Source organism: uncultured Methanobrevibacter sp. (assembly GCF_902770715.1).
Taxonomy (GTDB): domain Archaea; phylum Methanobacteriota; class Methanobacteria; order Methanobacteriales; family Methanobacteriaceae; genus Methanocatella.
On sequence record NZ_CACXTS010000012.1, the window covers coordinates 68,683 to 82,595 of the forward strand.

The window sequence follows — 13,913 nt, forward strand, 5'->3', positions numbered from 1 at the left end:
ATAAAGTTATATAAACATTTTATATATTCAATTAAGTGAAGAATATGTCTAATAAGGTACTTAAGAATAGTTTCATTTTATTAATAGGCAACTTACTTTATAGAGTAGGAGGTTACATTAATAGACTATTAATGAGTAGAATGCTCGGACCGGAAGGATATGGGTTATATGGATTAACTTTACCGTTTCAAGGAATATTCCAAATTTTATCTGCCGGCGGATTGCCTCCAGCAATATCAAAATATGTTGCGGAATATAATGCAAAAGATGAAAAGGCATTGACTAGACAGGTTATTTATACTGCAACCAAGTTCATGGTTTTAATGGCAATATTATTAAGCATTATCCTATTATTTTCATCAGATTTTATTGCAAATGAAATATTTCATAAACCACTAGTCGTATGGCCATTAAGGGCGGTTAGTCTAATAACTCCTTTTAGTGTAATTGTAGGAGCTATGAGAGGTGCATTTCAAGGAGTTTATAAAAATGAATATACTGTATATAATAGGATGGCCGAACAGTTAGCAACAATTGTTTTTGCTGTGGTATTTGTTTATTGTGGATTATATGCTATGGGGGCCGTATTGGGAGGAGCATTTGGTTTCATAGTTTCAGCCATAACTGCAGTATTGCTATATAAAAAATATATTAGTCCAATGTTCTATTCGGAAGATTCATTAGATTTAAGTTTTAAAGAAGAATTAAAATTATTATGGATGTTAATTTGTTTTGCAGTGCCTGTAGCTATAACTGCATTATCTGAAATGGCAATTTATGATGTTGGCACATTAGTTATAGGTGTTTTCATGTTATCCTCTGATGTAGGGTTTTATAATGCTGCGGACCCTATTTCAAGAATTCCGTTGGTTATTTCACTATCAATTTCAACAGTGTTGCTTCCTGCAACAGCTGAAGCTTATGTTTTAAAAGATCAAAAATTATTGCAAGAATATGTTGTGGACTGTTTAAGATATTGCATTCTTACAGTTATTCCAATGTGTGTAGTTATAAGCATGTTTAGCATGCCTCTTATTCAATTGCTATTTGGAGAAGTTTATACCCCCGGTTCCGGAGTTTTAAGTATTTTGGTAATCGGAATGTCTTTTTATAGTGTTTATATGATTAGTAGCAGCATACTTCAAGGTACTGGAAATCCGAGATTGCCGATGTATATACTGCTTGTGGGTACTGTAATGAATATTGCATTCAATGCATTTTTTGTTAAAATGATGGGCATTATAGGTGCAGCTATAGCTACAACAATCACTACATGTATATTAATGATTGTTATAATGCTATTTGTAATCAGGACTACCAAAATATCAATTCCTTGGAAGAATATATTGCTAGTTTTAATTTGCAATTTAATTTTAATGGTGGTTTGTTATGTAATTCCTAAAACATTAATTGGTTTGATCGTAGGAATTGTAATTGGCAGTTCAGTCTATATTGTAGCATTAATAAGATTAAAAGTTTTAACAAAACGTGATATAGACTTTTTTAGTCAGTATATGGACAAGATTCCTATACTAAAAAAATATACTCCTAAAATAGTTAAATATATTGAAGAAAAAGAACTGCTATATAAAATTGAAGAGTAATAAAACATTATTCACTGAATGCGATTAATTTAAAAGGTGTTAAAATAAAAAACAAAAAGAAATCAATTATCATAGGATAATTGATTATCTGTTTTTTTTTGGTTAAAATGGTGGTTCCATAAGTTTCAGTTAAATAGAATTACTAAATATATCTAATTCAACAATTAATCCCTTCTAAAGAGATCCCTTGTATATACCTTGTCAACAACATCGCCAAGAATTTCTGAATCAAAGCGGTTTGCAAGGATTACGTCACTTTCGCTTTTGAAGCGGTCAATATCATTTACAACTTCGGATTTGAAAAATTCGCTTCCATTCTCCAATGTTGGTTCATAGATAATTATTTGAATTCCTTCCGCACGTATGTGCTTCATTACATCCTGTATTGCAGATGCACGGAAATTGTCGCTACTGCTTTTCATGGTAAGGCGGTAAACTCCAACAGTTTTCGGATTTCTTGAAATGATCTGTTCAGCAATAAACTCCTTACGCACTGAATTGGAATGAACAACAGCCTCAATCATGGTCTGCGGAACATCCTTATAATTTGCAAGCAGCTGTTTTGTATCCTTAGGCAGGCAGTATCCTCCATATCCGAATGAGGGGTTATTGTAATGTCCGCCAATACGGGGATCCAAACACACTCCGTCTATAATCATCTGTGTATCGAGGCCTTTGGTCTGTGCATAGGTATCAAGCTCATTGAAGTAGCTTACCCTTACTGCAAGGTAAGTGTTGGCAAAAAGCTTTATTGCCTCCGCTTCTGTTAAAGGTCCCAAAAGCACTGGAATGTCCTGTTCGGGTGAACCTGATTTTTTCTCCTCTTCCCTCGCACCTTCCAGAAGGAGGTCTGCAAACATCTGTCCTTCTTCTTTTTGGTTATCATCACATCCGACAACTATGCGGCTTGGATGAAGGTTATCGTAAAGTGCCTTTGACTCACGAAGGAATTCTGGGCTGAAAATAATATTCTTAACTCCATACTTTTCACGCACGGATTCAGTATATCCGACAGGTATTGTTGACTTGATAACCATAAGAACATCCGGATTAACCTTAAGGGTCCATTCTATGGCATCTTCAACGGCTGATGTATCAAAGAAATGATTGACATCATCATAATTTGTTGGGGTGGCGATAATGACAAGCTCCGCATTCTTATAGGCGGCTTCCTTGTCGGTGGTTGTGTGGAGATTCAGTTCTCTTTTTCCTTCACGCGCCTCTTTGAAAAATCTTTCTATTTCATCATCCTGGATTGGGCTGATGAACTGGTTTAGCTTTTCAGCTTTTGATTCTGTTGTTGTAATGGCGGTAACCTCATGTTTCTGAGCCAGCAAAACGGCAAGTGAAAGCCCCACATATCCTACACCTGCAACGGTAATCTTCATTTTCATTGTCTCCTAATAATATTCGTCATCATCATCTTCTTCTTCATTTTCAGCATAGCGTTCAATTTTTTTAATCTTATCGATTTTCTTGTTTATTTCGTCTATGCCTTCACCTTCAATTGCGGATATGAAAATGGAGTTTTCTTCATCATCAATGTATTCGTTAAGATATTCCCTATCTTCAACAAGGTCCATCTTATTGAATAAATAAATGACCGGTATCTCTGAGAAAATCTTTTCAATCTGCTTTAAAAGGTTATATTGATTGTCCAAATGGAAACCGCAGGTTTCTGATGCATCGAAGATAAACAGGATTGCATCGGCTAAATGTTCAAGAGCTACAATCGCATTCATTTCAATATCATTCATCTCTAAGACAGGCCTATCAAGCAAACCTGGGGTATCGATAATCTGAACATGCTTCCAGTGTCTTTCAGTATGGCCAATCTGTATACCCTTTGTGGTAAACGGATAATTTGCAACTTGCGGATCTGCGCTGCTGAGCTGTCTTAGCAGTGTTGATTTGCCCACATTTGGAAAACCTGCAATAACGATGGTTGTTGCATCAAAGTCAATTGTAGGCATATTCCTCAGATTCTGCTTTGCAAAATCCAAGAAGTCCAAATCCTTTTTAATCTTATTTACAACGGAAGCTATTCTTCCATAAGCTTGTTTCTGTATTGCAGTTGCCTTTTCAGATGGATTTTTTCTTATTTTTGCACCATATTCCTTTTCAAGTTGGGTTATAATTCCATATGCCCAATTAAGTGCTCCAAGAGCTTGTTTCATATCATCTACACCGACGGTAATGTCTATGTAGTCTTGATAAAACGGATGTAAGCTTTCAATTTCAGGAACTGCATCAATGATTGATTTTAATTTATCCTTGATTACTTGGCAGGAAGTAACCACCCTTCTCTCTTCAATTCTTTTACCTTTCAAATGTTTAGGCATTTTCTGACTTCTAATTAAGTCTGCTTGTTTTTTACCTCTGCTGAATCCTTTGTCAAGTAATTCTTGTGGCGTTGGTATTGTCGGAATCATCATTTTAATCACTATTCAAAAATTTGTCCTTGGAATTTGTACACGTCACAACTTTCATCCATCCAGCTATCTGCACTAATTCCTGCTTTCATGCATGTGTGTTCTAAAAACATTTCTATATCAAATTTATTTTCTGTAGCAACCTGCGGAAGCAGCAATCCTCTGGAATATCCTTTTTGGATGATTAGGCCGTCACGGCCGATTTCGATTTCTTCAAAGTATTGGTCAGGGTGTGCTACTATAATCATTTCAGGTTTGGTCAAGACGGTAACTTCCAAATCAAGTTCGTCAAATTCATCTAAGGTCACTTGTGGAAATCTAGGATCGTTAACTGCAGCTGCAATAGCAACATCGATTGTCGCTTCAATTGCGCTTTTGATAGGTTCTGCATATCCGATACAACCTCTTAAATTGTTTCTTTTATTCAATGTTACAAAAACACCTAATTTTTCATCTAATTCGATTGGATAGCCTTCTCCTTTATCTAATTTTTCTCCTGTTTCCAAATAATGTTTAATTGAGTCTTTAGCTAATTCAACTAAGTATTTTCCAGCTTTATCACTTATCATCATCCCATTCCTCCTACAAGTGCGTTCAAGATTCTTGTGTGTGGGCCGCCGTCACCTACAGGTGCGGTCTGACCATCTTTACCACAGAATCCGACACTTAATTTAAAATCATTTCCAATAGCATCAATGTTTTTCAATGTTTCAAGTATGTTTCCGGATAATGAAACGTCCCTTAGCGGAGTTGATATTTCACCACCCTTAATTAAGTAGCCTTCCGCTGCATTAAATTGGAAAATGCCTTTACCGGTGTCCACTTGGCCCCCTCTTGAACCTTTAAGATAAATTCCATCAGGAATGTCTTCAATCAACTCTTCAAACGTATTGTCTCCCGGTTGCAGATATGTGTTGCTCATTCTCACAATTGGCTGGTCGGCAATTATTGATCTTGCATTTCCTGAAGATTTCATATTCAATTTTGATGCGGTTTCTCTTGAATTTAAAAGTGAGACCAGTTTTCCATCTTTCACTAATTGATTTGGTGCGGTCTTCACGCCTTCCACATCATAAGGATAATATCCGAATCCTTCCTTAAGGCTGGCATCATCGAATATGTTAACAATGTCTGATGCAATTTGGCATCCCATTTTGTCCTTTAAAATTGAATCGTTTTGTAAGATTAAATCGCCCTCAACAGCATGACCTAATGCTTCGTGAACCAAAACACCGGTTAATTCAGGGTCGGCTATAACTGGGAAGTTTCCGGAAGGCGCGCTTTCAGCGTCAAGTAATCTAACGGCTTTTTCACCTATTTTTCTTCCGAATTCCTCGATATCTGCATCAGCTATTACTTCAAATCCTTTTACTCCTCCAAGACTTCCGTGTCCAAATTGGATGATTTTACCATTTGTTGCAGATGCATTTAAGGCCATTCTTACCCTGCTTGTTTTCACTTGAATTTCGCTTCCTTCGCTGCTCATGAATAATTCATTTATTTCGCTGTCACCATAACTGACTGTGGTACTGTTGACTTTATCTATGGTTGCTGAATCGTTAGCTTCTTTCATGATGTTCTTTTTTTCTTCAATAGAAATGTCTTTGAAGGGTATCTTAACATCAACAGCTATTTTGTCTTTAATTATTTCTGTTTCACTTAAACTGACATCTCCTTTAAGTGAATTTGAGAATTTGATTGCAGTATCGGTAATTTCATTTATTTTTGATAAGTCTGTTGTATATGCAAAGCCCCATGCTCCATTATTCAACACCCTTACTCTTGCCGCTAAGCTCATTCCGGTGTTGATTTCATCGACTTCTCCATCTTTCATTAATAAAGCAGTATTTTCACCAATTCCTGCTCTAACATCGATGTAATCTACTTGTGGGCTTGTTTTTGCAATTACATTTTCGAATAAACTGATATATTCTTCCATTTTATCCCTCAATAAGATTGATATTATAATATTATATCTTTGTATTACATATTTAATAAAAGTTTTTTAATTCATGAATTCAAGTAATTTTATGTGCTTGTTTTAATAAAAATAATACATATTTTTATAACATGAACTATAATATAACACATGTTAATATTTTTAGGTGATTGAATGATTGTTATTGTAGGTACTGGTGCAGGCGGAGGAATCCTTGCCCGTGAACTTGCATTGGATGGAAAGCAAGTTACAATTTTGGAAAAAGGCTCTTATATAGACTCAAAAGATGCATTTAATTGTTATGATAAATACTCACAAGACGTTGATTTGCTAACAACAACCTGTATTGGCGGTTCAACAATTGTATCCATGTCAAATATGGTTCGAGCTTTAGATGAGGAATTGCTTGACTACGACATTGATCTGGCTGAGGCTTATGAATATGTTGAAGAGTTGGTTGGAGTGCACCAATTGGATGACTCACACATCGGGAAAGGCACACAGGCATTTCTTGATGCGGGACGTGAATTGGGATTGAACACTCTTAAAATGCCGAAAGCTATTCGTGAAGAGGACTGCATTCAATGTGGAAAATGCGCATTTGGATGTCCTGCTGATGCCAAATGGTCTGGAAAGGACTTTGCTGATGAGGCTGTTGAAGCGGGTGCAACATTAATAACTGAAGCTGAAGTGGTTGAGGTCTTATCTGAAAACGGTAAAGTCTGTGGAGTCAGATACATTAAAGATGGTAAGAAAGAGGTTATTGATGCCGAAAAGGTAATATTGTCTGCCGGAGCTATCGGTTCTACTTTAATTTTGAGAAATTCAGGAATCGATAAAGCGGGTCATGAAATATTCTTCGATCCATTTGTGACAGTTGGAGGATACATAAAAGACATTAACTTTAACACAGAAGTTCAGATGGCCGGTCTGATAATCGGTGAAAACTTTGTCTTGTCCCCTCACTTTTCATCATTCATCCGTGAAAATATTCCTGATGATAATGTAACCAATAATGATATTTTAAGCATCATGGTAAAAACAGCAGATGAATGCAAGGGGTATGTGACTGATGACGGTGATGTCGTTAAGATAAATACCATAACGGACATCAGATATCTGGCGGAAGGAGCAGCTACTGCAGGTTTTGTATTGGAAAAAGCCGGTGTCGATCCAAATACTATCGGTTCAACAGTTTACAGAGGAGCTCATCCCGGCGGAACTGCAAAGATTGGTGAAATTGTGGACAGCAATCTTGAAACAGAAATTAAAGATTTGTTTGTTTGTGATGCAAGCGTACTGCCAATTTCTCCAGGAAAACCACCTATATTGACAATACTCGCATTGTCTAAAAGATTGGCAGATTATCTAAAAAAAGAATAGAAGATTATTCGAATTGTTTATCGATATCTTCTGTTTTTATTAATTTTTCACAGTAATGGCATCTAACAACAGGAGGATAATTGTTTACAACATTAAAAATTGGTGTAATAGGCTCATTCTTGTTGTTGGTGATGCACTTTGGATTAGTGCATTCTATGATTGATGTGATTTTTTCAGGAAGAACAATTTTATCTTTTTTTATTGGCTTATAATCTCTAATAATGTTAATTGTAGCTTTTGGAGCAATTAAAGCAACCTGATTCAGTTCTTCATGATCCAATTCCCTATTCTCAATTTTTAAGATGTCCTTCCTGCCAATTTCTTTTGAGGATACATTCATAGCTATTGTAACATTTTTAGTATCTGAGTCGGGAAGTCCTAAGATTTTAAGAATGTGCAATGATTTATTGGCCGTAATGTGGTCAATTACTGTTCCGTTTTCAATAGCTCTGATTTTCAATTCTGATTTTTTATTTTCAATCAATTTAATCTACCTTGTATACATTTTTAAATCTTTCATTTCGATAATAGCTTCAGTATCGGTAACTAGCTTTTCAGGACCTTTTCCTTTAGTAGCAATGGCAAAACTTTCAATAACTCTTGCTCCACGCATCTTAACTTTTTCTTCAAGCCTTTCAATGTTTGTATCACCACGGTTGTTGTCCATTGTAGCGAATAACATTACATCTTTTCCGGTTAAGTTACATCTGTCGATAATTGTTAAAATTGCGGGAGTAGGGTTTCCAGCCCAGGTAGGTGTTCCGAATATTACTGTGTCATAGTTGGTCAAGTCCACCCTGGCCGGAACGATATCAGTTTTATTTTCTCTAAATGCATTAATTGATGCGAATAATCTATTTTTAAAGCCTTCACGATTTTTCAAATCATGAATTCTTACCATGTCTGCTCTTAAATTTTGAGCTAATGTTTTAGCTACTAATTCTGTAGTTCCTCCTTGTGAATAATAGATAATTAATGTAGCCATTTAAATCTCCCCCGATTTTTTTTAAGGATGAAGACCGAAGTGTGTTAGTCCGGCATGTTCATCAATGCCGAGAAGGATATTCATGTTTTGAATAGCCTGTCCGGATGCACCTTTAACAAGGTTATCAATAGCTGAAAGCATCACTAATCTTCCAGTTTCATCGATTTCGAATCCTCCGATGTGTACGAAGTTGGACCCTCTGACTGCACTTAAATGTGGGATTTCTCCTTCATCCATAAGTTTGATAAAGTATTCATCACCATACTCTTTTTCGTATAATGCTCTGATTTCATCAGGAGTAATATCTATGTTTTCCTCTTTTAATAAGCTGTGGCTTGTTGTTTGAATTCCTCTGATTACTGGCACCAAATGTGGTGTGAAGGATACTTTAACGTCATCAAATCCATGCAATTCCTGTTGGATTTCAGACATGTGTCTGTGTGAGGATATTTTATATGGATTTACGTTATCTGCAATATTTGGGTAATGTGTAGTTGCTGACGGATTGACACCCGCTCCACTAACTCCAGTTTTTGAATCAATGATGATCCTATCGACCAAATCATTTTTAACCAATGGATAGGATGATAGAATTGCACCTGTTGGGAAACATCCAGGATTTGCAACAAGGTTTGCTTTTTTGATTTCATCTCTGTATAGTTCAGGAAGCCCGAAAGCACCTTTATTTTCACTGTCAGTATGTTCCATACCGTACCATTTTTCATAGACTGCAGTATCTCTGTATCTGTAATCTCCGCTTAAGTCAACCACTTTTGCGCCTGTGTCTAAGATTTCAGGCACGATTTTCATTGATGCGCCGTGAGGGGTTGCGGTAAACACAACATCAACGTCCAATTCAGAAGGACTTTTGTTTGTAAATACGAGTCCTGAATCTCTTATGTGTGGATGAATTTTATGTGCAGGAGTTCCATCGTATTGTCTTGAAGTGATGTCAGTTATCTCCACTTCAGGATGGTTTAAAAGCATTCTTAAAAGTTCTCCACCAGTGTATCCGCTTGCTCCTATAATAGCCGCTTTAAACATTTTATAATCTCCTCCTTAATCTTCACAATTATCTAATATTTTACCTTCAAAGTCAGTATTTTTAATCTTTTTTATAATCTTACAGCTGCTGTCAAGTTCATCTTTGTGATAAACTTTAACGCGCTGAACACGGGCCTTCAAACCCCTATCATCGATTGCCTTTTGCAGCTTTTCAACATTGTGGGTTTGGTCAGGTCCAATAGCTATGATGTCAGGGTCGATTTCCTTTACAATTTTAAAGATATCTCCCTCTTCATTACCAAGATAAGCTTCATCTACTGGTTTTAACATTTTAATTAATTCTAAACGTTGATTTTCTCCAACAATTGGGACTCTTTTTCTTTTCTCAACGGTTGAGTCACGTGCAACAACAACATAAAGTTTGGAATTGTATCCACCAAGGTTTTTCGCTTCCTCTAAGTAAACTCCATGTCCCGGATGGAGCAAATCGAAAGTTCCACTTGCCATTACTTTTTTCATCTGATTACCTCTTTTGATACTTTAACGCTTCAGTCAAATCAATTTTATCTTTATAAAGTGCAGAGCCGATTACTATTCCTTCCACTCCGCTTTCATTTAATTTTTTAATGTCATCTATTGTTGTAATTCCGCCTGAATAGACAATTGGCAAATCAACAGATTTTTTCAATTCCTCTACAGGTTCTGTGTAAAATCCGCCTAAAAGCCCTTCAACATCAACATTTGTAAATAGGATGCTGCCTGCTCCATGGTCTTTGAACTCCTGGGAGATTTCAGCAGGGCTTTTGTCAATCTTTTCCTGCCAGCCTTTAATGACCACTTTGTTGTCTTTGCTGTCTAGTGAAATCATTATCCTGTCGGATCCGTATTCTTCGGAAAGCTGTGTAATGGTTTCAGGCTGCTGTATTCCCATTGTTCCGATTATCAGTCTTTCGATATCCAAATCTAAAAGTTCTTTTGCATATTCAACACTTCTTATTCCGCCGCCAAGTTGTATCGGGACGGAAACCTCTTTTAGGATTTTTTTGATAATGTCAAAGCTTGCAACGCCATTTATGGTTCCATCCAAATCAATGACGTGGATGTTACGAGCTCCCAAATCCTCCCAATGTTTTGCAACAAGTTCCGGATTTTCTATTTCAACCATTTCACTTCCAGGTTCGCCTTGAACCAGTTGAACACATTTGCCGTTTTTTATGTCAACTGCGGGCATTATTAACATTTCATCTTTATTGAATGACATTTGGATTTTTTCCTATAATATTTTATTATAATATAACTTTTGTTTTGAAATGTTTTATATGTATTGTTTAATTAAAAATAAAATTTTTAGGCATACCTAAATTTTATATAGTATGTTAAATAAATTTAACTACAACTAATTGAAGAAGGCAATATTAATGAGTACAATTATAGAATTTAAAAATGTTGAAAAGATTTATAAATCTGGAGATCATATTTTAAAAGCTATGGATAATGTTAATTTTACAATTGATGAAGGTGAATTTGTTGTAATCCTTGGGCCTTCAGGTGCAGGCAAATCAACACTTTTAAACCTTTTGGGAGGTCTTGATACCGTCACTTCAGGAGAGATTATCGTAAAAGGCAACCATGTAGAAAACTTCTCTGATAATCAGCTTACAGATTTCAGAGCAAAAAATGTAGGTTTCATTTTCCAGTTTTATAACTTGATTCCAAATTTGACAGCTCTTGAAAATGTTGAACTAATGAAAGACATTGTTGATGTAAACATAAATGGTTTGGATGTTCTAGACTCCGTAGGTCTTAAGGACCATGCAAGTCAATTTCCGGCGCAATTGTCCGGTGGGGAACAGCAGAGGGTGTCTATTGCTAGAGCAGTAGCCAAACAGCCTACAATGCTTTTATGTGATGAGCCAACAGGAGCATTAGATTCAAAAACTGGTGTTTTAATCTTGAATTTACTTCAGGATATGAGCAATAACAAGGATACAACTGTTGTTATTGTTACACACAATGCAATTTTGGCTGAAGCCGCAGATAAGGTAATCAGGATTAAGAATGGCCAGATAGAAAGCATTGCCGTTAATGAAAATCCAAAAAAGATTGCTGATTTGGAATGGTGAGCAAATGCTTTTCAAAAAGATGTTGAGAGACATCCGCAAGCACAAAACCCAATTCCTGTCAATTTTTTTGATGGCATTTTTAGGAGTGTTTGTTTTTGCCGGTGTCGGTGGAGAATCAGTAGGCCTTGAAGTCAACAGTGAAAATTTTTATAATGATACCAATCTGGCAGACGGTTGGATTTATTCGGCCAATTTAAACGACAAGTTTCTGGATGATGTATATTGTCTGGGTCCAACTAACCAGATGGAAAGGCAATTGGTTGTGGATTCGGTTGCGGACTTTTCAAATGACCCCGAAATTACACTGCATTTTGTTGAAAACAACACTATTTCAAAATTCTATCTGGTTGATGGAAAACCGTTGAATATTAGTGATGGTGATGGGGTATGGCTGGATAAGAGCTTTGCTGATGCTAAAGATTTGAAAGTCGGAGACAACATCACCTTTGAATTCAATGGATTTGAAATCGAAAAGGAAATTAAGGGAATAGGATATTCTCCGGAATATGTTTATCATGCTTCAAAATCATCTGTAATTCCGGATTTCTCCAAGTTAGGTTTTGCATATCTGTCATATAAGGCATTCCCGACAGACATAGTTCCGTATAATGTTTTAAATGTTAAGTTTGATGGAACACCAGAAACCTTCAACGATCTGCTGTCTGACAAGTTGGATGGAGACTACAATTCATTTGTTGAAAGGTCAGAGCATTCCAGCGTAAACCAATTTTCAGAAGAGATGGACCAGCATAAGATGATGTCTGGAATTTTTCCAGTGGTGTTCATACTGATTGCAATGTTGATTTTGCTTACAACAATGACAAGAATCATCGCTCATCAGAGAACTCAAATCGGTATTTTAAAGGCATGCGGATTTAAGGACAGGTCCATAATGTTTCATTATGTATCCTACGGATTCTGGCTTGTTTTGGTCGGATCTGTTTTAGGCCTAATCATTGGGCCGATGACATTGCCTCAGCTGTTCTATCCGTCAATGAGTTCTACATACATCCTACCTTCATGGGAGCCAGCATGGAGTATGGATTTTGTCTATGTTGCAGCGGCAATGATTATACTGTCAGTACTGGTTTCATATTATGCAGTAAAAAGCATATTCAATGAGAATCCTGCCGATACAATTAGGCCAAAGGTTCCTAAGGTGTCATCATCAGGTTTCGTTGAGAGATTTGCATTTTGGAAGCATCTGTCCTTCAATGCCCGTTGGAATTATCGTGATGCAAAAAGAAATAAATTCAGGGCATTGATGACAATAGTTGGTGTCATCGGATGTACTGCACTTTTGATATCCGCTTTCGGAATGTATGATGGAATGAATGATTTGAAGGAATGGGAATTCAATCAGATTAACCATTATGATTCCAAATTGGTTATAGATGATGAAGCAAGCCTGTCTGAAATTGATGATGTGGCTGATGAAGTAAACGGTGATAAGGTAATGGAATCTGCCATTGAAATCGAACAAGGTTCGGTTAAAAAGTCAGGTTCGCTATTGGTTTTAAACCATACTGATTTGATAACTCCAACAGATTATAATTGGAATAAAATCAAAATAGCTGATGATGAGGTTTCAATTTCACAAAAGATGGCGGACATGCTGGGTGTTGGTGTTGGAGACACTGTCAAATGGCATATAATGGGTTCTGATAAATGGATTAAAACAAAAATAGATAAGATTCATGCAGATCCGACATCACAGGGTTTCATAATGTCCAGCGACAAGCTTGATGATTTGGACTTGAACTACACTCCAACAAGCATTGTAACAGCGGAACATGTCGACAAGAATTATTCTGCCGTTAAAACAGCTAATTCACTTAAGGACATGACCTCCAGTTGGGACGAGCTAACAGAAGCGATGTGGCTGCTGATATACATTTTAATATTCTTCGCATCTCTTTTGGCGGTTGTGGTGCTTTATAATTTGGGACTATTGTCATTTACTGAAATTGAACGTGAAATTGCAACATTAAAGGTATTAGGTTTCAAAACAGGGTCATTGAGAAGGCTGCTTTTAACACAAAACTTATGGTTTACAGCTATAGGATTCCTGTTGGGCATTCCAATCGGTTACTACATATTGAAGATAATGTGGGAATCTTCCGGAGATTCATTTTATATACTCCCTTCAATAACTATTACAAACTTGGTATTGACTGCTTTGATAACATTTGCCTTATCAATTCTTGTAAACCTAATGTTTTCACGCAAGATTAAGAATTTGGACATGGTCGAGTCTCTAAAAGGTGTCGAATAGATTTGTATCTATTCGCACTTAATTAGTGATGAAATCTTTAAAATTTTAATATTTTTTATTTTTTTCTGTTTTCAGATATATCTCTTTTTTAAAGCATGTATTATTGGTCTGATGCTTGATGTTAATGAAAATTGCAATTTATTATTTTGTGATCTTATCGTTAACAA

The 13,913-nt window shown here is 36.2% G+C and carries 13 protein-coding genes; 4 read left to right on the forward strand and 9 right to left on the reverse strand.

Annotation, left to right across the window (positions count from 1 at the left end):
- Nucleotides 1-44 precede the first annotated feature (44 nt).
- Nucleotides 45-1,604 (forward strand): flippase, encoded by a 1,560-nt coding sequence (locus QZU81_RS04980; protein ID WP_295589810.1) that lies wholly within the window; start codon nucleotides 45-47, stop codon nucleotides 1,602-1,604.
- Nucleotides 1,605-1,768: 164 nt separating this feature from the next.
- Here the strand turns inward: QZU81_RS04980 and QZU81_RS04985 are convergent, their stop codons facing one another.
- Genes QZU81_RS04985 through QZU81_RS05000 form a run of 4 tightly spaced genes read right to left on the reverse strand, consistent with a single transcriptional unit; the run spans nucleotide 1,769 to nucleotide 5,975 of the window.
- Entirely contained in the window at nucleotides 1,769-2,998 is a 1,230-nt protein-coding gene (locus QZU81_RS04985) for a nucleotide sugar dehydrogenase (RefSeq protein ID WP_295589813.1), read from the reverse strand.
- Nucleotides 2,999-3,004: 6 nt separating this feature from the next.
- Nucleotides 3,005-4,039: an NOG1 family protein gene (locus QZU81_RS04990; RefSeq protein ID WP_295589816.1), complete on the reverse strand. Its 1,035-nt coding sequence runs from the start codon at nucleotides 4,037-4,039 to the stop codon at nucleotides 3,005-3,007.
- An 8-nt stretch (nucleotides 4,040-4,047) separates the two neighbouring features.
- The gene (locus QZU81_RS04995) at nucleotides 4,048-4,605 is read right to left on the reverse strand and encodes a TIGR00296 family protein (protein ID WP_295589990.1); all 558 of its coding nucleotides are present in this window, start codon (nucleotides 4,603-4,605) and stop codon (nucleotides 4,048-4,050) included.
- A complete protein-coding gene (locus QZU81_RS05000) occupies nucleotides 4,605-5,975 on the reverse strand; it encodes a TldD/PmbA family protein (RefSeq protein WP_295589820.1) in 1,371 nt (456 codons plus the stop codon). Before QZU81_RS05000 ends, QZU81_RS04995 begins: the two co-directional genes overlap by 1 nt.
- Nucleotides 5,976-6,149: 174 nt before the next feature.
- Here QZU81_RS05000 and QZU81_RS05005 point away from each other — a divergent pair, with 174 nt between their 5' ends.
- Nucleotides 6,150-7,358 (forward strand): GMC family oxidoreductase N-terminal domain-containing protein, encoded by a 1,209-nt coding sequence (locus tag QZU81_RS05005; RefSeq protein ID WP_295589823.1) that lies wholly within the window; start codon nucleotides 6,150-6,152, stop codon nucleotides 7,356-7,358.
- Between the two features lie 4 nt (nucleotides 7,359-7,362).
- Here the strand turns inward: QZU81_RS05005 and pyrI are convergent, their stop codons facing one another.
- The 5 genes from pyrI to hisA are packed head-to-tail and all read right to left on the reverse strand — an operon-like array spanning nucleotide 7,363 to nucleotide 10,609.
- Nucleotides 7,363-7,842 (reverse strand): aspartate carbamoyltransferase regulatory subunit, encoded by a 480-nt coding sequence (gene pyrI, locus QZU81_RS05010; protein ID WP_292853057.1) that lies wholly within the window; start codon nucleotides 7,840-7,842, stop codon nucleotides 7,363-7,365.
- A gap of 6 nt (nucleotides 7,843-7,848) precedes the next feature.
- Entirely contained in the window at nucleotides 7,849-8,343 is a 495-nt protein-coding gene (locus QZU81_RS05015) for a flavodoxin (RefSeq protein WP_295589844.1), read from the reverse strand.
- 21 nt (nucleotides 8,344-8,364) lie between these two features.
- Complete coding sequence (gene argC, locus QZU81_RS05020; RefSeq protein WP_295589847.1) at nucleotides 8,365-9,387, reverse strand: N-acetyl-gamma-glutamyl-phosphate reductase; 1,023 nt, start codon at nucleotides 9,385-9,387, stop codon at nucleotides 8,365-8,367.
- 15 nt (nucleotides 9,388-9,402) lie between these two features.
- Nucleotides 9,403-9,867 carry an FAD synthase gene (locus QZU81_RS05025; protein WP_292825150.1) on the reverse strand — a complete coding sequence of 155 codons (465 nt, stop codon included), beginning with the start codon at nucleotides 9,865-9,867 and terminating at the stop codon, nucleotides 9,403-9,405.
- Nucleotides 9,868-9,871: 4 nt separating this feature from the next.
- A complete protein-coding gene (gene hisA, locus QZU81_RS05030; protein ID WP_292825153.1) occupies nucleotides 9,872-10,609 on the reverse strand; it encodes a 1-(5-phosphoribosyl)-5-[(5-phosphoribosylamino)methylideneamino]imidazole-4-carboxamide isomerase in 738 nt (245 codons plus the stop codon).
- 157 nt (nucleotides 10,610-10,766) lie between these two features.
- On the opposite strand from hisA, the gene QZU81_RS05035 reads away from it, so the two are divergent.
- Nucleotides 10,767-11,471 (forward strand): ABC transporter ATP-binding protein, encoded by a 705-nt coding sequence (locus QZU81_RS05035; RefSeq protein ID WP_292825156.1) that lies wholly within the window; start codon nucleotides 10,767-10,769, stop codon nucleotides 11,469-11,471.
- 4 nt (nucleotides 11,472-11,475) lie between these two features.
- Complete coding sequence (locus tag QZU81_RS05040; protein WP_295589854.1) at nucleotides 11,476-13,746, forward strand: ABC transporter permease; 2,271 nt, start codon at nucleotides 11,476-11,478, stop codon at nucleotides 13,744-13,746.
- The last annotated feature ends 167 nt before the right edge of the window (nucleotides 13,747-13,913 follow it).

Coding starts and splice junctions, on each gene's coding strand:
- QZU81_RS04980 (WP_295589810.1), top strand. CDS start 45: ATGTCTAATAAGGTACTTAAGAATAGTTTCATTTTATTAATAGGCAAC.
- QZU81_RS04985 (WP_295589813.1), bottom strand. CDS start 2,998: ATGAAAATGAAGATTACCGTTGCAGGTGTAGGATATGTGGGGCTTTCA.
- QZU81_RS04990 (WP_295589816.1), bottom strand. CDS start 4,039: ATGATGATTCCGACAATACCAACGCCACAAGAATTACTTGACAAAGGA.
- QZU81_RS04995 (WP_295589990.1), bottom strand. CDS start 4,605: ATGATAAGTGATAAAGCTGGAAAATACTTAGTTGAATTAGCTAAAGAC.
- QZU81_RS05000 (WP_295589820.1), bottom strand. CDS start 5,975: ATGGAAGAATATATCAGTTTATTCGAAAATGTAATTGCAAAAACAAGC.
- QZU81_RS05005 (WP_295589823.1), top strand. CDS start 6,150: ATGATTGTTATTGTAGGTACTGGTGCAGGCGGAGGAATCCTTGCCCGT.
- QZU81_RS05015 (WP_295589844.1), bottom strand. CDS start 8,343: ATGGCTACATTAATTATCTATTATTCACAAGGAGGAACTACAGAATTA.
- argC (WP_295589847.1), bottom strand. CDS start 9,387: ATGTTTAAAGCGGCTATTATAGGAGCAAGCGGATACACTGGTGGAGAA.
- QZU81_RS05025 (WP_292825150.1), bottom strand. CDS start 9,867: ATGAAAAAAGTAATGGCAAGTGGAACTTTCGATTTGCTCCATCCGGGA.
- hisA (WP_292825153.1), bottom strand. CDS start 10,609: ATGTCATTCAATAAAGATGAAATGTTAATAATGCCCGCAGTTGACATA.
- QZU81_RS05035 (WP_292825156.1), top strand. CDS start 10,767: ATGAGTACAATTATAGAATTTAAAAATGTTGAAAAGATTTATAAATCT.
- QZU81_RS05040 (WP_295589854.1), top strand. CDS start 11,476: ATGCTTTTCAAAAAGATGTTGAGAGACATCCGCAAGCACAAAACCCAA.